The 19403-nt window shown below is 73.4% G+C and carries 18 protein-coding genes; 13 read left to right on the top strand and 5 right to left on the bottom strand.

The window, feature by feature from the left end:
• Positions 1–27: 27 nt before the first annotated feature.
• Positions 28–1611 (bottom strand): ethanolamine permease, encoded by a 1584-nt coding sequence (eat, locus tag ABZ990_RS09180; protein ID WP_361227654.1) that lies wholly within the window; start codon positions 1609–1611, stop codon positions 28–30.
• 217 nt (positions 1612–1828) lie between these two features.
• A complete protein-coding gene (locus tag ABZ990_RS09175) occupies positions 1829–2599 on the bottom strand; it encodes an FCD domain-containing protein (RefSeq protein WP_361228107.1) in 771 nt (256 codons plus the stop codon).
• Positions 2600–2725: 126 nt separating this feature from the next.
• Between ABZ990_RS09175 and ABZ990_RS09170 the strand changes: the two genes are divergently transcribed.
• The 4 genes from ABZ990_RS09170 to ABZ990_RS09155 all read left to right on the top strand — a co-directional run bounded on the left by ABZ990_RS09170 (position 2726) and on the right by ABZ990_RS09155 (position 7045).
• Positions 2726–4150, top strand: a complete 1425-nt coding sequence (locus tag ABZ990_RS09170) for a glutamine synthetase family protein (protein ID WP_361227651.1) — start codon at positions 2726–2728, stop codon at positions 4148–4150.
• Positions 4151–4160: 10 nt separating this feature from the next.
• Positions 4161–5666 (top strand): aldehyde dehydrogenase family protein, encoded by a 1506-nt coding sequence (locus ABZ990_RS09165; RefSeq protein WP_361227648.1) that lies wholly within the window; start codon positions 4161–4163, stop codon positions 5664–5666.
• Positions 5663–6448: a 3-oxoacyl-ACP reductase gene (locus ABZ990_RS09160; RefSeq protein WP_361227645.1), complete on the top strand. Its 786-nt coding sequence runs from the start codon at positions 5663–5665 to the stop codon at positions 6446–6448. Before ABZ990_RS09165 ends, ABZ990_RS09160 begins: the two co-directional genes overlap by 4 nt.
• Before the next feature lie 135 nt (positions 6449–6583).
• Positions 6584–7045: a pyridoxamine 5'-phosphate oxidase family protein gene (locus ABZ990_RS09155; RefSeq protein WP_361227642.1), complete on the top strand. Its 462-nt coding sequence runs from the start codon at positions 6584–6586 to the stop codon at positions 7043–7045.
• 46 nt (positions 7046–7091) lie between these two features.
• Here ABZ990_RS09155 and ABZ990_RS09150 read toward each other — a convergent pair whose 3' ends face one another.
• Positions 7092–7610 carry an Rrf2 family transcriptional regulator gene (locus tag ABZ990_RS09150; protein ID WP_361227639.1) on the bottom strand — a complete coding sequence of 173 codons (519 nt, stop codon included), beginning with the start codon at positions 7608–7610 and terminating at the stop codon, positions 7092–7094.
• Positions 7611–7695: 85 nt separating this feature from the next.
• On the opposite strand from ABZ990_RS09150, the gene ABZ990_RS09145 reads away from it, so the two are divergent.
• On the top strand, positions 7696–8448 hold the full coding sequence (locus tag ABZ990_RS09145; RefSeq protein WP_361227636.1) for an NAD(P)H-binding protein: 753 nt from the start codon (positions 7696–7698) through the stop codon (positions 8446–8448).
• A gap of 38 nt (positions 8449–8486) precedes the next feature.
• Here ABZ990_RS09145 and ABZ990_RS09140 read toward each other — a convergent pair whose 3' ends face one another.
• Positions 8487–9698 (bottom strand): alanine racemase, encoded by a 1212-nt coding sequence (locus ABZ990_RS09140; protein WP_361227633.1) that lies wholly within the window; start codon positions 9696–9698, stop codon positions 8487–8489.
• 713 nt (positions 9699–10411) lie between these two features.
• On the opposite strand from ABZ990_RS09140, the gene ABZ990_RS09135 reads away from it, so the two are divergent.
• The 3 genes from ABZ990_RS09135 to ABZ990_RS09125 all read left to right on the top strand — a co-directional run bounded on the left by ABZ990_RS09135 (position 10412) and on the right by ABZ990_RS09125 (position 13785).
• Positions 10412–11704 carry a hypothetical protein gene (locus ABZ990_RS09135; protein ID WP_361227630.1) on the top strand — a complete coding sequence of 431 codons (1293 nt, stop codon included), beginning with the start codon at positions 10412–10414 and terminating at the stop codon, positions 11702–11704.
• A complete protein-coding gene (mycP, locus tag ABZ990_RS09130; protein ID WP_361227627.1) occupies positions 11701–12873 on the top strand; it encodes a type VII secretion-associated serine protease mycosin in 1173 nt (390 codons plus the stop codon). The genes ABZ990_RS09135 and mycP overlap by 4 nt, the downstream gene beginning before the upstream one ends.
• A 177-nt stretch (positions 12874–13050) precedes the next feature.
• On the top strand, positions 13051–13785 hold the full coding sequence (locus tag ABZ990_RS09125; RefSeq protein ID WP_361227624.1) for an SseB family protein: 735 nt from the start codon (positions 13051–13053) through the stop codon (positions 13783–13785).
• A 293-nt stretch (positions 13786–14078) separates the two neighbouring features.
• On the opposite strand, the gene ABZ990_RS09120 is transcribed toward ABZ990_RS09125, so the two are convergent.
• On the bottom strand, positions 14079–14474 hold the full coding sequence (locus ABZ990_RS09120; protein ID WP_361227621.1) for a DUF1844 domain-containing protein: 396 nt from the start codon (positions 14472–14474) through the stop codon (positions 14079–14081).
• 271 nt (positions 14475–14745) lie between these two features.
• Between ABZ990_RS09120 and infC the strand changes: the two genes are divergently transcribed.
• The 5 genes from infC (at position 14746) to ABZ990_RS09095 (ending at position 19366) form a co-directional block, all read left to right on the top strand.
• Positions 14746–15516, top strand: a complete 771-nt coding sequence (gene infC / locus ABZ990_RS09115; protein ID WP_361227618.1) for a translation initiation factor IF-3 — start codon at positions 14746–14748, stop codon at positions 15514–15516.
• A 125-nt stretch (positions 15517–15641) separates the two neighbouring features.
• Positions 15642–15836: a 50S ribosomal protein L35 gene (gene rpmI / locus ABZ990_RS09110; protein WP_030493495.1), complete on the top strand. Its 195-nt coding sequence runs from the start codon at positions 15642–15644 to the stop codon at positions 15834–15836.
• Positions 15837–15941: 105 nt separating this feature from the next.
• A complete protein-coding gene (gene rplT, locus ABZ990_RS09105; RefSeq protein ID WP_361227615.1) occupies positions 15942–16328 on the top strand; it encodes a 50S ribosomal protein L20 in 387 nt (128 codons plus the stop codon).
• A 445-nt stretch (positions 16329–16773) separates the two neighbouring features.
• Positions 16774–17613, top strand: coding sequence for an RNA methyltransferase (locus ABZ990_RS09100; RefSeq protein WP_361227612.1), 840 nt, complete (start codon positions 16774–16776; stop codon positions 17611–17613).
• A 670-nt stretch (positions 17614–18283) separates the two neighbouring features.
• Complete coding sequence (locus ABZ990_RS09095) at positions 18284–19366, top strand: PAS domain-containing sensor histidine kinase (protein WP_361228104.1); 1083 nt, start codon at positions 18284–18286, stop codon at positions 19364–19366.
• Positions 19367–19403 lie beyond the last annotated feature (37 nt).

The raw sequence follows: 19403 nt of genomic DNA, 5'->3' as shown, positions 1-19403 counted from the left end.
GAGGGTCGTGGGCCGCTGGACCGGCGGTCAGCGATCCCGTCCGTGGTCCCGTCCGTGGTCCTGTCCGGGGTCCGGCCGGCGGTCCAGTTCCGCCTCCGCCGCCGCGAGCGCCGCGAACTCCTCCTCGGGAGCCCTCGCGACGAGACGATGGCGACTGTAGAACGCGAAGTAGGCCAGAGCGATCACGTACACGCCGAGCGCGATGAACGCCGCGTCCCGGTCCACCAGGAACGTCGCCACCAGCGCCGACAGCGCCAGCACGAAGGCCACCGACGAGGTCAGCACCCCGCCCGGTGTCCGGTACGGCCGCGCGAGCCCCGGCTCGCGGCGGCGCAGCACGATGTGGGACAGCGCCATCAGGGCGTACGAGATGGTCGCGCCGAACACCGCGATGTTCAGCATCCGCGCCCCGTTCCCGGTCGCCTCGGCCAGCGCGAAACCGAGCGCGCCGGGGATCAGCAGGCCGAGGTACGGCGCCTTGCGGCGGCTGGTCAGCGAGAGGAAACGCGGCAGATAGCCGGCCCGGGACAGCGCGAAGAGCTGGCGCGAGCCCGCGTAGATCAGCGAGAAGAAGGAGGCGACCAGGCCCGCGAGGCCCGCGTAGTTGACGAAGCGGCCGAGCGCGGTCGGCCCGCCGTCGCCCTGGAGCGCGACCACCAGCGGATTGCCCGCTTCCTGTACGGTCGCCGCGCCGCGCGCCCCGGTCGCCGCGAGGAAGGTCAGTACGGCGAGCAGGACGAGGACGCCCATCGCGAGCGCGAGCGCGCGGGGCATCGCGCGGACCGGGTCCTTGGCCTCCTCCGCGGCCAGCGGCACGCCCTCCACCCCCAGGAAGAACCACATGCCGAAGGGGAACGCGGCCCAGATGCCGAGGAAACCGAACGGCAGCCAGGAGCCCGCTCCCGCGGCCGTGTGGTCGACGGGGATGTCGGTCAGCCCGGCCGCGTCGAAGTCGCCGAACGCGCCGATCGCGAAGACGAGCAGCGCCGTCACCGCGATGGCCGTGACGGCCAGGCTGAAGCGCAGCGCCTCGCCCACGCCCCACAGGTGGATGCCGAGGAAGAGGACGAAGCAGGCGAGGTGGACGGGCAGGCTCGACGTCAGGCCGAACAGCTGGAGGGACTCGACGTAGTCGCCGATGAACAGCACGATGGCGGCGGGCGCGAGCACGTACTCGATGAGGATCGCCGTACCGGTCAGGAAGCCGCCCCAGGTGCCGAGCGCGCGCCGGGCGAAGCCGTAACCGCCGCCCGCGGTGGGCAGGATGGCGGACAGTTCGGCGAGTGAGAAGACCAGACACGCGTACATCGCGCCCATCAGGACCATCGCCACGGCGAGACCACCGAAGCCGCCCTTGGACAGTCCGATGTTCCAGCCCGAGTAGTCGCCGGAGACGACGTACGCGACCCCGAGCCCGGTCAGCAGCAGCGTGCCGGCGCTGCCGCGGCGCAGGGTGCGGCGCTTCAGATAGTCGTCGGCGGAGGGGGCTGCGGTACGGGACTCGGACCCGGCACCGGAACCAGCGGTGGCACCGGCCCCGGCACCCGCCCCGGATCCGGCGCCCCGGCCGGGTGAGGTGCCCGGACCTTTCGAAGTTTCTTCCACGGTCATGGCGGCACTCGGCTCCCGACGCTCGCGGTGAAAGGCAGTGCTGGACGGCGCTTGGCGGTGCTGGGCGGTACGCGGCGGCGCACCGCCGCGTACGACGGCGCCGCGATTCCAATGGACCGCTGCCATACCTTTGTGGTCGCGGGAGCCGAGCGCAAGCCCCCGTGCGTCGATTCGCCCCCGCGCGCCGATTCGCCGCCCCGTGCGCCGGTTCGACCGCTCAGCTCAGGAAGCCGCGCAGCAGCGCCGCCGTCCCGTCGCAGTGTTCCCGCATCACCGCGCGCGCCCCGTCCGCGTCCCCCGCCAGGACCGCCTCCACCACCGCCGTGTGCTGACGCTGGGAGTGCTCCAGATTGCGGACCAGGAGCGGGATGCAGTCCAGGAGTTCGTTCACGGTCGCCCGTACCGCCGCGTACCGCGCCGCCAGCGACGGCGAGCCGGCCAGCTCGGCCAGCGTCAGATGCAGCAGCGTGTCCTGGCGCCGGTAGTCGTCGAGCGGCGCGTCGTGCGTCGCCGTGAGCGCAGCCCGCAGCCGCCGGGCGCCCTCCTCCGCGAGGCCCCGCCCGGCGCACAGTTCCGCCGCGCCCACCTCCAGGACCTCCCGGAAGCGCAGCGTGTCCTCGATGTCGACGGCGGCGATCCGGCGCCGCAGCTCCGCCTCGTCGGCGGTCTGGGCACGCGGGAGGACGAACGTTCCGCCGTACCGCCCCCGCCGGCTCTCCACCAGTCCCTGCTCCTGAAGGACCTTCAGGACCTCGCGCAGGGTGACCCGGCTGATCCCCATCCGGTCGGCGAGCTCGCGCTCGGCCGGCAGCCGCCCGCCCCCCGGTACCAGACCGAGCCGTACGACCTGGAGTATCTGCTCCAGGGCCTCCTCGAAGCCGTTGCCCGCGCGCACCGGGCGCAGCACCCGGGTCAGCGTGCCCGCCGTGCCCGTTGTATCCACCGCGCCTGCCGCACCCGCTGTATCCGCCGCGCCCGCTGCGTCCATCGCGTCGGCCGTGCCTGCTGCGTCCGCCGTGTCACTCGTTCTGGCCACCTCGCCGTTTTTCCTTCCCAAGCAATGGTCCGGCCCCATACCTTATGGCTCCCGGCACGCCGAACGAGGAGTCGTCCCGTGGCAGACCGAACACCCCCGCTCACCGTCGACACGCTGCGCGAGCTGGCCGGACGCGGGGAGATCGACACCGTCGTGCTGGCCTTCCCGGACATGCAGGGACGGCTCCAGGGCAAACGGTTCGCCGCCCCCTTCTTCCTCGACGAGGTCCTCGACCACGGCACCGAGGGCTGCGCCTATCTTCTGGCCGTCGACGCCGAGATGAACACCGTCGACGGCTACGAGATGTCCTCTTGGGACCGCGGTTACGGCGACTTCGCCCTGCTCCCCGACCTCGCCACCCTGCGCCGGATCCCCTGGCACGAGGCCACCGCCCTGGTGACCGCCGATCTCGCCTGGGCCGACGGCAGCCCCGTCGCCGCCGCGCCCCGGCAGATCCTGCGCCGCCAGCTCGACCGGCTCGCCGCCCGCGGCTGCACCGCACAGGTCGGCACCGAGCTGGAGTTCATCGTCTTCAACGACAGCTACGAGCAGGCCTGGGACACCGGCTACCGCGATCTGACCCCGGTGAACCGCTACAACGTCGACTACTCCGTCCTCGGCACCGGGCGGGTCGAACCCCTGTTGCGCCGCATCCGTAACGAGATGGCGGGCGCCGGGCTCACCGTCGAGTCGGCCAAGGGCGAGTGCAACCCGGGCCAACACGAGATCACCTTCCGGTACGACGAGGCCATGGTCACCTGCGACCAGCACACCGTCTACAAGACCGGGGCCAAGGAGATCGCCGCCCAGGAGGGCCGCTCGCTCACCTTCATGGCCAAGTACAACGAGCGCGAGGGCAACTCCTGCCACATCCACCTCTCGCTCCAGCCCACCGACGAGGCCGCCGGGGCCGCAGCGGCCACCGGGACCGCCCGCACCTCCGGCACCGGCGAGCCCGGCCGTAATCTCATGGCGGGCGGCGGACCCGACGGGATGTCCGTGCTCATGCGGCACTTCCTCGCCGGACAGCTGGCCGCGCTGCGCGACTTCTCCCTCCTCTACGCGCCGCACATCAACTCGTACAAGCGCTTCCAGCCCGGTTCCTTCGCCCCCACCGCCGTCGCCTGGGGCCACGACAACCGCACCTGCGCCCTGCGGGTCGTGGGCCACGGCGACTCCCTGCGCTTCGAGAACCGGCTGCCGGGCGGCGACGTGAACCCGTATCTCGCCGTCGCGGGCATCGTCGCGGCCGGGCTGTACGGGATCGAGCAGGGCCTCGAACTCCCGCCGCCGTGCACCGGGAACGCGTACACCGCCGCGTACGAACACGTCCCCACCACCCTGCGCGAGGCCGCCGAGCTCTGGGAGAACAGCGAGATCGCCAAGGCCGCCTTCGGCGCCGAGGTCGTCGCCCACTACCGCAACATGGCGCGCGTCGAGCTCGACGCGTACGACGCCGCCGTCACCGACTGGGAACTGCGCCGCTCCTTCGAACGCATGTGAGGACCGCACCTTGGACCCCCTGAGCCCCACTGACCCCACAACCCCCTCGCACCCCACAACCCCCTCGCACCCCCCGAGCCTCGCCGGAATCACTGACCGCACCACTGACCGCACCACCGGCCACACCACCGGCGGCACCCCCGCCCCCACCCTCCTCCGCGTCCTCAACCCGGCCACCGAGGAACTCGTCGCCACCGTCCCCGCCGCCACCCCGGTCGACGTCGACGCCGCCGTCCGCCGCGCCACCGCCGCCCAGCAGGCATGGGCCGGGGCCGCGCCCGCCGACCGCGCCCGGATCCTGCGCCGCTTCGCCACCGTCGTCGACACGCACATCGAGGAACTCGCGCTCCTGGAGGTACGCGAGGCCGGCCACACCCTCGGCAACGCCCGGTGGGAAGCCGGCAACGTCCGCGACCTGCTCGACTACGCCGCCGGGGGAGTGGAACGCCTGACCGGCCGCCAGATTCCGGTGCCCGGCGGCCTCGACCTCACGATCCTCGAACCCCTCGGCGTGGTCGGCGTCATCGCCCCGTGGAACTTCCCGCTGCCCATCGCCGCCTGGGCCACCGCCCCCGCCCTCGCCGCCGGCAACGCCGTCGTACTGAAACCGGCCGAGGCGACCCCGCTCACCGCCCTGCGCCTCGCCGAACTCGCCCTGGACGCCGGACTCCCCGAGCATCTCTTCCAAGTCCTGCCCGGCGAGGGCCCGGTCGCCGGTGCCGCGCTCGTCGAACACCCCGGCATCGCCAAGATCGTCTTCACCGGCTCCACCCGCACCGGCAAACGGATCATGGCCAAGGCCGCCGACCAGGTGAAGCGGATCACCCTCGAACTCGGCGGCAAGAGCCCCACCCTCGTCTTCGCCGACGCGGACCTCCCGGCCGCGGCGGCCGCGACCCCCATGTCCTTCCTCGACAACAGCGGCCAGGACTGCTGCGCCCGCACCCGGATCCTCGTCCAGCAAGAGGTGTACGACCGCTTCCTCGACCTGCTCGCCCCGGCCGTCGAGGGGATCGTCGTCGGCGACCCGCTCGACCCGCGCACCGACATGGGCCCCCTCATCTCCCGCGCCCAGCTCGACAGGGTCCGCTCCTACGTTCCCGAGGACGCCCCGGCGCTGCGCGGCAAGGCCCCCGACGGGCCCGGCTTCTGGTACCCGCCGACCCTTCTCACCGACGTCCCCGAGGACGCGCCCTGCGCCGTCGAGGAGATCTTCGGGCCCGTCGCCGTCGTCCTGCCGTTCACCGACGAGGCCGACGCGATCCGGCTCGCCAACGCCACCCCGTACGGCCTGGCCGGCTCGATCTGGACCCGCGACCTGGGCCGCGCCCTGCGCACCTCGCGCGCCGTCCGGGCCGGCAATCTCTCCGTCAACTCCCACGCGAGCGTCCGCTACTGGACCCCGTTCGGCGGCTACGGACAGTCCGGCCTCGGCCGCGAACTCGGCCCCGACGCCCTGACCGCCTTCACCGAGACCAAGAACGTCTTCATCAGCACGGAGGGCAGCCCCGCATGACCACCGAAGAGATCGTCTGCCGCCGTCTCGTCGGCCGCACCGCCGTCGTCACCGGCGCCGGCAGCGGCATCGGCCTCGCCACCGCGCGCCGGCTCGCCAGTGAGGGCGCCCACGTCGTCTGCGGCGACATCGACGAACGCACCGGCAAGGCCGCGGCCGAGGAGACCGGCGGCACGTTCGTACGCGTCGACGTCACCGACCCGGAGGAGGTCGAGACGCTGTTCCGTACGGCCTTCGAGACCTATGGCTCCGTCGACGTCGCCTTCAACAACGCGGGCATCTCGCCGCCCGACGACGACTCCATCCTCGAGACCGGCCTGGAGGTGTGGAAACGCGTCCAGGACGTCAATCTGACCTCGGTCTATCTGTGCTGCAAGGCGGCCCTGCCATATATGCGCCGCCAGGGCCGGGGCTCGATCATCAACACCGCCTCCTTCGTCGCCCGGATGGGCGCCGCGACCAGCCAGATCTCGTACACCGCCTCCAAGGGCGGCGTCCTCGCGATGTCCCGGGAGCTCGGCGTCCAGTTCGCCCGCGAGGGCATCCGGGTCAACGCGCTCTGCCCCGGGCCGGTCGACACACCGCTCCTGAGGGAACTGTTCGCCAAGGATCCCGAGCGCGCCGCCCGCCGCCTGGTGCACATCCCGCTCGGCCGCTTCGCGCGGGCCGAGGAGATCGCCGCCGCGGTCGCCTTCCTGGCCAGCGACGACTCCTCGTTCGTCAACGCCACCGACTTCCTGGTCGACGGCGGTATCGCGGGCGCGTACGTGACCCCGCTGTAGAACCGTCCTCGGCCGACCGGTCCTGGGCCGGTCGACGGAGCCCCTCGGCCGGTCGGCCGAGGGGTTTCAGGGACGCCGGAAGTAGGTCCGGCGCCCCATGCGTATCGCCGGGTCGGCTGGCTACCGTCAACGCCCATGCAGACCACCGGAGACACCCGCCGCGCGACGGCGGAGCGCAGGCGCGACACGCTGGAACGGCTCGGCACCGAGCGGGACATGTGGGTGTCGACGGCCCACCCCGACCACGGCCCGCACCAGGTGCCGCTGTGGTTCGCGTGGGACGGACGGGCGGTGTGGATGTGCACCGGTGCCGCGTCCGCGACCGTGCGCAATCTCCGTGCCGACCCGCGCGTGCGTCTGGGGCTGCCCGACACCCTCGACGTGGTGCTGCTCCAGGGGGAGGCGGAGTGCTTCCCCGACGACGAGGTGCCCGGAGAGGCGGCGGAGGCGTTCGCCGCCAAGTTCGGGTGGGATCCGCGGACGGAGGAGGGTTCCTACGTGTACGCGCGTGTGGTGCCGCAGACCGTGCGCGCGTGGCGCGGCACCTCGGAACTGCGGGGCAGGGTGCTCATGCGCGACGGGGTGTGGCTGGACTAGGCACCGTCCTGGCATATGCCCCGCATTTCCGGCACCTCAGGAGGCTCTACGACGCCCCAGCCGCCCCCGCCGCCCCGGACACTCCGGTCGCCCCCGCCGCCCCGGTCAGCCGCTGCCGGGTGCGGGGCGGGGCCGACGGAGGCAGTTCGGCGACGATCCCGGCGAGCGTGGTCGCGGCGAGGTTCCGCCGCCAGGCCTCGTGGGCGTCGGCCATCTTCGCGGCGATGAGGCAGGGGGTCCGGCACTCCTCGGCGGGCAGTGCCCCCCGCCCCTGCTTGCGGATCTCCCGGCACTCGTACGGCGAGGACGCGCCGTCGACCGCCTCGACGATGTGCAGCAGCGTGATCTCGGAAGCGGGCCGGGCCAGCCGGAACCCGCCGCGCGGGCCCGTCGTCGCGGCCAGCACACCGGCCTTGACCAGCGCCTGGAGCTGCTTGGCCAGATAGGCGGCCGGCAGGTCGAAGTACTGGGCGAGCTGGGCCGCCGACGCGGTGCCCCCCGTTTCGAGCTGCGCCAGTGACGTGGCGCAGTGCAACAGCCATTCCGTACTCACAGGCAGCTTCATGGCTTGATCTTATCCCAGATATTGCGGATCTCTTTAGTCCGAGATAGCGTCCGGCGGCAGCACGAGAGACAGAGGAGAGATCACCATGCGGACCATGCGCATCGCCGTCGCCGGAGCGACCGGGAGTATCGGGGCCCTCACCGTCGCCGCCCTGGAGCGCGCCGGACACCAGGTCGTACGCGTCAGCCGCTCGCTCGGCGTGGACCTGACCACCGGCGAAGGGCTCGACGCAGCCCTCGCGGGCGTCGACGCCGTCGTGGACGCCACCAACTGCACGGCGACCGACCGGGACGAGGCGGTGGCCTACTTCGGCACCACCACCCGGACGTTACTGGCCGCCGGGGAGCGGGCCGGGGTCCGCCACCACGTCCTGCTCTCGATCGTCGGCGTCGACCGCGTCGACGGCAACGCGCACTACGCCGGCAAGCGCGAGCAGGAGCGGCTCGTGGCCGGGGGACCGGTGCCGTGGACGATCGTCCGGGCCACCCAGTTCCACGACTTCGCCGCGATGGTGACGAGCTGGACCGAGCAGGACGGCGCCGCCCCCATCGCGCCCCTGCTCGTCCAGCCGATCGCGCCCGCGGACGTGGCCGACGTCCTCGCCGAGATCGCGGCGGGCGAGCCGCGGGGCCGCTACCGCGACGTCGCCGGCCCCGAGCCGCACGACCTGGTGGACATGGCCCGGCGCACCAACGACGCGCGCGGCCGCGTGGTCCGGCTCGTACCGACGTGGTCGTCGCTGTTCGGCGCGGAGATGGCCGGTGACGTGCTGCTGCCCGGCGAGGGCGCCCGTATCGCGCCGACCACCTTCGACGAGTGGCTCGCGAAGCAGCGATAGCGCCCTCTCGCCACGCCCCCGGGCGGGCGTCGGAGGAATCAGAGGAAGGTGCGGCCCTCGCCCCGGTACGTCGGCACGGCGGCCGTGACCCGGTCGCCCGACACCAGGTGCAGCGTGTCGAACCGCTCGCACAGCTCGCCGGCCTTCGCGTGCCGGAACCAGACCTTGTCGCCGATCCGCAGATCGTCGGCCGGCGAGCCGAGCAGCGGTGTCTGCACCTCCCCGGGGCCCTCCCGCGGGTCGTAGCGCAGCCCCTCGGGGAGGTACGGCACGGGCAGCCGGTCCGGGCCCGCCGCGCCCGAGGCCGGATAGCCGCCGCCGAGGACCGTCACCACCCCCACGCCCGGGCGGCGCACCACCGGCTGCGCGAACAGTGCCGCCGGACGGGCCGTGAACGACGAGTAGTGGTCGAACAGCCTCGGCACGAACAGCCCCGAGCCCGCCGCGACCTCCGTCACCGCGGCCTCGGCCGCCGTGTGCTGCACACTGCCCGTACCGCCGCCGTTGACGAACTCCAGGTCCGGCGCCACCGCCCGCACGGCCGCCACCGCCGCCGCCCGGCGCACCGCCAGTTCCCTGCGCGCCGCCGTCTGCATCAGCCGTACGGCCCGTGACCGCAGCGGCCGGCCCGCGACCGCGTCCGCCACGCCGGCCACATGACCCTCGTACGCCATCAGCCCCACCAGCCGGAACCCGGGACGGCGTGTCACCGCCCGGGCCAGTCCGGCCAGCCGATCCGGTTCCCACAGCGGTGAACGGCGCGCCCCGACCCGGATCCGGCCGCCGAACAGCCGTAGCGAGGTGTCCAGTTCCAGACAGATCCGGATCTCCTGGGTGCCGCCCGCCCGCGCGGACGCGATCAGATCGAGCTGCGCCGGGTCGTCGACCATCACGGTCACCGCCCCGGCGAGCTTCGGGTCGTCCGACAGTTCGGCGAACGCGGCCCGGTCGGCCGACGGATAGGCGAGGAGGACGTCCTCGAACCCGGCCCGGGCCAGCCACAGCGACTCGGCGAGCGTGAACGACATGACGCCCGCGAACCCCGGCCGCGCCAGCACCCGTTCCAGGAGCGCCCGGCAGCGCACCGACTTGCTCGCGACCCGGACCGGCTTGCCCCCGGCGCGCCGGACCAGATCGGCGGCGTTCGCGTCGAAGGCGTCCAGATCGACGAGCGCGAGGGGTGCGTCGAGGTGCGCGGTGGCCCGGTCGTACCGGGCCCGGTCGGCACCGAGGGAAGTCCGGGGAGTCATGGGCCGAGCCTGCCAGAGCGGTTGACGCGGGGGTAGCCCCTGAGTTCCCGTACCAGGGGGAACAGCCCGTAGAGTGGCGGCCATTGCTTTCGCGGAGCGGCCGGGGACCGGGATGGACCGGAACGGCCGGTTCGACCGGATCGGGCTGGTCCGGGGGATCGACCAGGGGGACAGGGACGGGGATGAGCAGCGAGCCGCAGCACCCCGTGTCCCGGATCAGCGAGGCGCTGCTGCCACCCGAACCGGCGCCCGCGCCGTCCGCGCCGGCCGCACCGGACACGTCCACCCCGCCCGTCACACCTGGCGCATCCACCGCTTCCGCCGCGCCGTCCGGGCCCGCACGGTCGCCGGGCGGATCCGGTGGTACGGAAGCCGGCGCGGCGGCCCCGGCCGGGCGCCCCGCACCCCAGACCGGCGAGGCCCCTCGGCCGGCCGCCCCGACGACACCACCCGTCACGGCCGCATCGGCCACCCCACCGGCCACAGCCACAGTCACGGCACCAGCCCCAGTCGCACCACCGGCGACAGTCGCCTCGGCCACCTCATCGGCCCCGACCGTCCCGACGGCACCACCGACGGCAGCCGCCCAGGCCGCCCCCTCGGCCCCAGCCACCCCCTCGGCCTCGACTGCCCCACCGGCCACACCCCGGCGGCCCGCGCCACCGGCTCCCGCCGCACCCGCACCCGCTCCCGCAGCCACCCCCGCCGCCCCCGTGCCGGTGCCCGCCCAGGCCCCGTCCTCACGTTCCACCGGACGCCCGCTGCCGCCCGAGCAGCCCCCGGCCCCGCAGCCGGCCACCGACTCCGCACAGCCCGACGCCAAGCAGCCCGACGCCAAGCAACCCGCGGTCGAGCGGCCCGACAGCAAGGGACCCGACACCAAGGGACCCGACTCCAAGCGGCCCGCCGCCGAGCGGGCCGCTGTCACCAAACAAGCCGCTGTCACCGAGCGGCCCCCCGCCCCCGAGCGGCCCACGGAGACCACCACCCGTCTCCGTCCGATACGCGACCCGCGCGCCGCCGCCGCGACCCCGCGCCGTACCCCCGCGCCGCCGTCCCCGTCCCCGTCCCCGGCCGACCCCGCGCAGCCGCCCGCCCGCCCGGTCCCCGCCCCCCGGCCCGGCACCGCGCCCGCCCCCGGGTACCCGTACGACACCTGGGCCCTCGCCGCCCAGGGCCAGGGTCAAGCTCAAGCCCAAGCCCAAGGCCAGGACAGCCAGGGCCCGATCCCCGCCGAGACCACCACCCGCCTCCGCCCCGTCCCGGGCCGCCGGCCCGGCCGGGTCGTGGCCGCCGCGACCTGTGCCGTCCTCGCCGCCGGACTCGTCGGCGGCGCGGTGACCGGCGCGCTGCTCGCCGACAGTGGCGCGGACGAACGCGCCGAGCCGCCCGGCTTCACCCCCGCCCGCGCGCTCTGGCACAACGCCCCCGTCGACACGCTCTTCCCGCGCACCCTCGCGGGCCCCGCCGCCGGCCCCGGCGGCGCGCCGCGCACCTGGACCCGGATCGTCGTCGCCACCGACAGCCCCTGCTCCGCCGCCACCCTGCCGCCAAAGCTGTACGCGGCCCTGAAGGCCGTCGGCTGCGACCGCGTCCTGCGCGCCACGTACACCGACGCGACCTCCTCCCAGGTGACCACCGTCGCCCTCGCGTTCACCGGGGCCGACCCGGCCGCCACCCGCGAGCTCGCCTCGCACGCCCCCGACGAACTCCCGCCCGCCCTGGCCGGCCCCGGCACGGTCGCCGAACACTTCGGCGCCCCGCAACGGGCCAGCTGGTGGCGGCACGTACTGGCCGACCTGCCCGTGGTCGTCACCACGGTCTCCGGCTTCGCCGACGGCCGTACCGTGGCCGTGCCCGAACCCGCCACCCGCGCGATGACCCCGAAGCGCACCAGCGCCGTCGCCCAGGCCGGACTCGGCCACGAGGCCAAGGGGGTCGGCGACGCCGTGGAACAGGCGCTGCGCCGTACCGTCGCCGCCACCGCCGAGGAGGACCAGCGGTGATCCCGCGCCCGCGCCGTACCGCCGCCGCCCTGCTCGCCGCCGCCTTCGCGGTCCTGCCGGCCGCCGCCGCGCCCGCCGCGTACGCCGACACCATCCGGGCCCGCCAGTGGGGCCTCGAAGCGCTGCACACGAACACGGTCTGGCAGACCACCCGAGGGGCGGGCGTCACCGTCGCCGTCCTCGACACCGGCGTCGACGCCACCCACCCCGACCTCGAAGGCTCCGTCCTGCCCGGCACCGACCTCATCGGTTTCGGCGCCTCCCGGGGCGAGAGGGCCTGGGCCCGGCACGGCACCGCGATGGCGGGCATCATCGCCGGGCACGGCCACGGGATCGGCGGCGAGGACGGTGTCCTCGGCGTCGCCCCCAAGGTCAGGATCCTGCCCGTACGGGTCATCCTCGAAGGCTCCGACAAACAGCGCGACAAGGCCCGCAAGAGCCGTGGCACCGCCCTCGCCGAGGGCATCCGCTGGGCCACCGACCACGGCGCCGACGTCATCAACCTCTCCCTCGGCGACGACTCCGAGTCCGCCCACCCCGACGCCGGCGAGGACTCCGCCGTCCAGTACGCGCTCGACAAGGGCGTCTCCGTCGTCGCCTCCGCCGGCAACGGCGGCGAGAAGGGCGACCACATCTCCTTCCCGGCCGCCTATCCGGGCGTGATCGCCGTCGCCGCCGTCGACCGCTACGGCACCCACGCGGCGTTCTCCACCAGCCGCTGGTACGCCACCGTCAGCGCGCCCGGCGTCGACATCGTCATCGCCGACCCCGACCGCCGCTACTACGAGGGCTGGGGCACCAGCGCCGCCGCCGCGTTCGCCTCCGGCGCCGTCGCGCTCATCCGCTCGGCCCACCCCGACCTGACGCCCGCGCAGATCAAACGGCTCCTCGTCGACACCGCGCGCGACCGCCCCGACGGCGGCCGCAGCGACGACAAGGGGTACGGGATGATCGACCCCGCCGCCGCGATGGCGGCGGCCGGCGGTCTCAAGGGCGCCGACACCAAGGCCGCCGCGACCGGCTACACGGGCCGTTACTTCGGCGCCGGCCCCGAGCCCGAGGCCGGTGCCTCCCGCCCGGTCGGCCTGCTCGCGCCCCTGGTCGGCGGCATCGGCGTGCTCTTCCTCGCGGCAGCCGCGGCGCTGTGGCGCGGGAGCCGTACGCGCTGAGCCGGGGGCGGGGGCCTTCGCGCGCTGATACGGGCCGAGCCCCCGCCGTCGTACGCGTGCCAAGGCGTCCGACCGCGCCAAGACAGCCCGACGCGGCCCGACGCATCCCGACGCGTCCCGGCCCGGGCCGATCGGCCCAGGTCCACCAGCCGGATCCCGGCCGGTTAGGCTCGGAGCGTGGAGCTCAAGAACATCCCTGACCCCGGTTACTCCGACGACGACGGCTCCGCCGACCCGCGGCTCGCCGCGGCTCTCGCGGCCTGGGCGGAGGACCGGACCGCGCACGGCCCCGTGCTCGCCGCCCTTCAGGACGCCCGGCTGCTCGTCCCCGTCGTCGCGGTGCTCGGTGAGATCGAGATCGACCCCGAGACCGGGCTGAAGAAGGAGAAGACGAGCGACATGGCGGTGCCGACGCTCACCGCCGGCGACCGGCGCGCGCTGCCCGCCTTCACCTCGATGGAATCGCTGCACCGCTGGGACCCGGGTGCCCGGCCCGTCGCCGTCCCGCTGCACCAGGCGCTCGCGGCTCTCGTCCACGAGAAGGCCGACACGCTCGTCCTGGACATGTCGGGCCCGGTGGCCTACCAGGTGACCGGTTCGGCCCTGCTCGCCCTCGCCGAGGGCCGCACCAGCGTCGACCCGCTGGACGATCCGGCGGTACGGGAAGCGGTGCGGGCCGTCGTCGCCGCCGAGCCCGCCGTGCTCCGCGCCCACCTCGGCCCCGGCAGCGCCGACGGCACCCTCGCCCTGGTCCTCGCCGGGGACGCCGCTCCGGCCGAGGCCGCCCAGCGGGTGGCCCGCGCCCTGGCCGCCGACGAAACACTGAGGGCCCGCCTGGTGCGCGGCCTCGACCTGGCACTGCTGCCGGCCTCGGCGACGCCTCCGGGCGAGCCCTTTTACGTCAGAGACTGATGAGTGGACACGGGGTGCGGGCGACGAGCCCGTACCCCGTACCCGGGGAGGTCGGTGGAGACCACCGACCGTGACTTCCGGCTGTACATAGGCCCCGTGCCCGTGGTTCTCCGGGGGCCGGCCCCCGTACCCCCGAGCCCGGGGCCGTCGCTGTAGCCGTAGCCGTACGGCAGGAATCCCCGGCCGTACGGCTGCCGAACTCCTGGCCGTACACCGGCCCCGTGCCTGCGGTCCTCCGGGGGCGACCCCCGTACCCCCGCACTCGGGGCCATCGCCGTACGACTGTCGAACTCCTAGCCGTACACCGGCCCCGTGTACTTCTCGCCCGGGCCCTGGCCCGCGTCGTCCGGGACGATCGAGGCCTCGCGGAAGGCCAGCTGAAGCGACTTCAGGCCATCGCGCAGCGGCGCCGCGTGGAAGGAGGAGATCTCCGTCACTCCGGCGTCGAGCAGACCGGCGAGCGCGTGGATCAGCTTGCGGGCCTCGTCGAGGTCCTTGTACTCGTCGCCCTCTTCCGTGAGACCGAGCTTCACGGCGGCGGCGCTCATCAGATTGACGGCGACCGTCACGATCACCTCGACCGCCGGCACCTCGGCGATGTCACGCGTCATCGCGGAGAAGTCGGGCGTGTCCGAAGGGTTCGAAGGGTTGGCGGAGTCGGTCGACTCGTGCTGGGGCGTCTCGCTCATGGCCCACAGCCTAAGCCGCCGCGTGGTTCGCGCCGACCAAAGGGGGCTGCTAAGGTGGTGACACATAAAGACCGGCTGGACATCTGTGTGCCCAGCCCACAAGTGGAGGCTCCGATCTCCCACCTGGCCGCCCTCACGGGTGGCGGGTCACCGGTCTGATGGCGGCCATCGTTCCGTACGGACGATGGGGCCATCCGATGACGCGCCCCGCGGTTGACCGCGGCGCTCCGGTTTTTGGAGCCCCGCCTGTGTCCCGTCCGGGGCATTTTTCATGCATCGGCTCGGTTGGTCTCGACAGCTCTACCGTGACGTGTCCGTCCGCCAGGCGGTCGCGTGGTGCAACCGAGGAGGATCCATCAGCGCCGAGCCCCGCATCAACGAGCGGATTCGCGTTCCCGAGGTGCGTCTTGTCGGCCCCAGCGGCGAGCAGGTTGGCATTGTGCCGCTTGCGAAGGCCCTGGAGCTCGCACAGGAGTACGACCTCGATCTTGTCGAGGTCGCGGCAACCGCCCGTCCGCCCGTGTGCAAGCTCATGGACTACGGGAAGTTCAAGTACGAGTCGGCCATGAAGGCCCGTGAGGCGCGCAAGAACCAGGCGCACACGGTCATCAAGGAGATGAAGCTCCGGCCGAAGATCGACCCGCACGACTATGACACCAAGAAGGGTCACGTCGTCCGGTTCCTCAAGCAGGGCGACAAGGTCAAGATCACGATCATGTTCCGTGGTCGCGAGCAGTCCCGGCCGGAGCTCGGCTACCGACTGCTGCAGCGCCTCGCGGAGGACGTGCAGGACCTTGGCTTCGTGGAGTCCAACCCGAAGCAGGACGGCCGGAACATGATCATGGTTCTGGGTCCGCACAAGAAGAAGACCGAGGCCATGGCCGAGGCCCGCGAGGCGCAGGCCGCCCGCAAGGCCGAGCGCCAGGGCGGTGCGCTCGCCGCGGCCCAGGACGACGCGGTTCAGGACGAGGCAGTCCAGGACGAGGCGGTCCAGGACGACGAGGCTTCGGCCGACCTGTCGGCCGAGAACCCCGAGGCGTGATCCCACGGGCCGCCGGAAGGCGGCCCCAGGGTTCCGCTCCGGAACCACCAACCAAAGAATTGACGCTCCCGGCATTACCGGTGTCCGCACCGGGGGAGCGCCACTGACGAGGAGAGAACGGCGCCATGCCGAAGAACAAGACGCACTCCGGTGCCAAGAAGCGCTTCAAGGTCACCGGCTCCGGCAAGATCATGCGGGAGCGCGCCGGCAAGCGCCACCTGCTCGAGCACAAGTCGTCCAAGCTGACGCGTCGCCTCACCGGCAACGCCGAGATGGCCCCGGGTGACTCCGCCAAGATCAAGAAGATGCTGGGCATCTGATCTGATCTCCCGCCCTCGGCGACGAGGGCATCCGGTCGAGACCGGGACCCATTCGTTTTTCGGGTCGTGTGAGTACCCCCACGGCCCCGCTACAAGGAGTAAGAAGTGGCACGCGTCAAGCGGGCAGTCAACGCCCACAAGAAGCGCCGGGCGATCCTCGAGCAGGCTTCCGGCTACCGCGGTCAGCGTTCGCGCCTCTACCGCAAGGCCAAGGAGCAGGTCACCCACTCGCTGGTCTACAACTACAACGACCGCAAGAAGCGCAAGGGCGACTTCCGTCAGCTGTGGATCCAGCGCATCAACGCCGCTGCCCGCCAGAACGGCATGACCTACAACCGCCTCATCCAGGGTCTGAAGGCCGCCAACATCGAGGTGGACCGCAAGATCCTGGCCGAGCTCGCGGTCAACGACACCAACGCGTTCGCCGCGCTGGTCGAGGTTGCGCAGAAGGCCCTCCCGGCCGACGTCAACGCCCCGAAGGTCGCTGCCTGATCTTCCAGGCCGCAGTACTTCTGCCCGGACCCGCAGGCCACTCGCCTGCGGGTCCGGCGCGTTGACCGCCCCTCGCACCGCACCGCCCCTCGCATTGCCCCGGAGCGTCCGGTCACCCCGTTCCGCCCCGTCGCCCCGCCCCGTCGCGCGGCGCCCTGGAACGACGCCTGGAACGGCCTCCTGGAACCGCGGCCGCCCCGCCGGCCCGCCCGGCTGCGCCGACCGCCCCGGTCGCCCACCCTGGAAGGGCGACCACCGCACCGGCACCGGCACCGGCCCGCTCCAGCGCGCCGATCGCCGGTCACCCGGCCCCGGCGATGCCCCGCCGACCCGACCCGACCCGCCCCGTCCCGGCCGCGTCGACCACCCGGTCGTCCCGTCCCGGTGCGCGCCGCCCCGCCCCGCCCCACCGCCGCCGTCACTTGAGTCAGAGAGCCGCAGGCACATGGCCACCCCCGAGCTGATCTCCCCGCGTTCGCCGCGCGTCATCGCCGCCCGGCGGCTCGCCAAGCGCAACTTCCGGGGCAAGGACCGCCTCTTCCTCGCCGAGGGCCCGCAGGCCGTCCGCGAGGCCGTCGAGCACCGAGGCACCGCCGACCGGCCCACCCTCGTCGAACTCTTCACGACGGTCGAGGCCGCCGAGCGCTACACCGCCATCGTCGACGCCGCCCGCGCCGCCGGCGCCCGCGTCCACTACGCCTCCGACGCGGTCCTCGCCGAGGTCTCGCAGACGGTCACCCCGCAGGGCCTGGTCGGCGTCTGCCACTTCCTCGACTCGCCGTTCGAGGAGATCCTCGCCGCCCGGCCCAAGCTCGTCGCCGTGCTCGCCCACGTCCGCGACCCCGGGAACGCCGGTACGGTGCTGCGCTGCGCCGACGCCGCCGGAGCCGACGCCGTCGTCCTCACCGACGCCTCCGTGGACCTGTACAACCCCAAGTCCGTCCGGGCCTCCGTCGGCTCGCTCTTCCACCTCCCGGTCGCGGTCGGCGTCCCCGTCGAGCAGGCCGTCGCGGGCCTCAAGAGCGTCGGCGTACGGATCCTCGCGGCCGACGGTGCAGGTCAGGACGACCTCGACGACGAGCTGGACGCCGGCACCATGGGCGGCCCCACCGCCTGGGTCTTCGGCAACGAGGCATGGGGCCTGCCCGAGGAGACCCGGGCGCTCGCCGACGCCGTCGTCCGCGTCCCGATCCACGGCAAGGCCGAGAGCCTCAACCTGGCGACCGCCGCCGCCGTGTGCCTGTACGCCTCCGCGCGCGCCCAGCGCCCCCGAACCACCGCCTGATCCCTCCACGGACCGCCCAGGACTAGTAGGGTGACCACCTCGGGGCCCACTGCGCTACACGGAGGGGTGGGATAAGGGGATGACAGTCGGTACGGGCAGTCCCGCACAGGCACGGAGTACCGCGCCATACGGGGCGGAACCGCCACCCGTACCCGAGCCGCGCGGCGCGCCGGTCCCCCAGGGGACCGAGGCCGCCCCCCGGTCCGGCCCGGGTCCTGGCTCCGGCCCGGATCCACGGCCCGCGCCGGGATCGGGTCCCGGTCCGGGTACGGGGCCGAGCCCAGGTTCGGGTCCAGACCCAAGGCCACGCTCAAGCTCAAGCTCAGGCTCAGGTTCATGTCCAGGGTCCTGCTCCTGTCCTCCCGGCCCGCATCAGGGTCCAGGCCCATGCCCAGGCCCGGATACGGGGGAGAATCCGGCACCGGACGGCCTCCGCTCCGAAAACGCCACCGCTGCCACCACCACCGCCGGTGACGCGCCCGGAATCACCTCAGCGCCCGTCCGCGGGATCACTCCAGCACCCGGAACCGGCACCACACCGGCACCCGTACCCGGAATCATTCCAGCGCCCGTCTCCGGGACCGCTCCGGCACCCGGAACCACCCCGGAACCCGTACCCGGAACCACCCCGGAACCCGTACCCGGAACCACCCCGGAACCCGGAACCCCCCTGGCCCCCGCCCCCACCCCCGCCCCGGACCTCGGCATCGACCCCGACGACCTGCCCGACGGCCTGGTCGTCGCCGACGAGACCGGCCGCGTCATCTGCTTCAACGCCGCCGCCAGCCGTATCACCGCCGTACCCGGCGCCCAGGCCCTCGGCCGCCCGCTCGATCAGGCCCTGCCGCTCGAAGACCTCAAGGGTCACCGCTGGTGGGCGCTCACCGATCCGTACGGCGGCCTCGCCACCCGCCGCGGCCAGCCCGAACGCAATCTGCTGCTTCCCGGCGGCCGCGAGGTCCTGGTCTCCGCCCGTTATCTGCGCACCCGCCCCACCGGCCCCGTCCACCGGGTCGTCGTCTCGCTGCGCGGCACCGAGGCCCGCCGCCGTACGGAGCGCAGCAACGCCGAGCTGATCGCCACGGTCGCCCACGAACTGCGTTCGCCGCTCACCTCCGTCAAGGGCTTCACCGCCACTCTCCTCGCCAAGTGGGAGCGGTTCACCGACGACCAGAAGCGGCTGATGCTGGAGACCGTCGACGCCGACGCGGGCCGCATCAAGCGGCTCATCGCCGAACTCCTCGACATCTCGCGGATCGACTCCGGCCGGCTGGAGGTGCGCCGCCAGCGCGTCGACATCGCCGCCGCCGTCGGCCGGCACGTCCACGCCCACACCACCGGCGGCCAGGCCCCCGACCGTTTCTTCGTACGGATCCGGTCCGGCCTGCCCGATCTGTGGGCCGATCCCGACAAGATCGACCAGATCCTCGGCAATCTGCTCGAAAACGCGGTGCGGCACGGCGGCGGAACCGTCACCATCGACGTGGCACCCACCACGGCCACCACCGACGGAGAGAAGGGGACGGAGGTCATCGTGAGCGACGAGGGACCCGGCATCCCCGAGGAGTCGATGGGCCGCGTCTTCACCCGTTTCTGGCGGGGCAGCAAGCGCGGCGGCACCGGACTCGGCCTCTATATCGTCAAGGGCGTCGTCGAGGCCCACGGCGGCACCATCACCGTCGGACGCGGCCCCCGCGGCGGGGCCGAGTTCCGATTTATCCTGCCCGTCGGCACCCCGGCCCACCTCGTCTGATCCCGCCGCCGCAGCCGCGGCGGGACCACCGTCTCCG

The organism is Streptomyces sp. NPDC046203, from assembly GCF_040646255.1.
Taxonomy (GTDB): domain Bacteria; phylum Actinomycetota; class Actinomycetes; order Streptomycetales; family Streptomycetaceae; genus Streptomyces.
The sequence above is the reverse complement of the archived record's forward strand: the minus strand, read 5'-3'. Positions and strand labels throughout refer to the sequence as shown.

Excerpts from the sequence above, each read along its gene's own strand:
- eat (WP_361227654.1), bottom strand. The coding sequence starts at position 1,611 with ATGACCGTGGAAGAAACTTCGAAAGGTCCGGGCACCTCACCCGGCCGG.
- ABZ990_RS09175 (WP_361228107.1), bottom strand. The coding sequence starts at position 2,599 with ATGGACGCAGCGGGCGCGGCGGATACAGCGGGTGCGGCAGGCGCGGTG.
- ABZ990_RS09160 (WP_361227645.1), top strand. The coding sequence starts at position 5,663 with ATGACCACCGAAGAGATCGTCTGCCGCCGTCTCGTCGGCCGCACCGCC.
- ABZ990_RS09155 (WP_361227642.1), top strand. The coding sequence starts at position 6,584 with ATGCAGACCACCGGAGACACCCGCCGCGCGACGGCGGAGCGCAGGCGC.
- ABZ990_RS09150 (WP_361227639.1), bottom strand. The coding sequence starts at position 7,610 with ATGAAGCTGCCTGTGAGTACGGAATGGCTGTTGCACTGCGCCACGTCA.
- ABZ990_RS09145 (WP_361227636.1), top strand. The coding sequence starts at position 7,696 with ATGCGGACCATGCGCATCGCCGTCGCCGGAGCGACCGGGAGTATCGGG.
- ABZ990_RS09140 (WP_361227633.1), bottom strand. The coding sequence starts at position 9,698 with ATGACTCCCCGGACTTCCCTCGGTGCCGACCGGGCCCGGTACGACCGG.
- ABZ990_RS09120 (WP_361227621.1), bottom strand. The coding sequence starts at position 14,474 with ATGAGCGAGACGCCCCAGCACGAGTCGACCGACTCCGCCAACCCTTCG.
- infC (WP_361227618.1), top strand. The coding sequence starts at position 14,746 with ATGCATCGGCTCGGTTGGTCTCGACAGCTCTACCGTGACGTGTCCGTC.
- rpmI (WP_030493495.1), top strand. The coding sequence starts at position 15,642 with ATGCCGAAGAACAAGACGCACTCCGGTGCCAAGAAGCGCTTCAAGGTC.
- ABZ990_RS09100 (WP_361227612.1), top strand. The coding sequence starts at position 16,774 with ATGGCCACCCCCGAGCTGATCTCCCCGCGTTCGCCGCGCGTCATCGCC.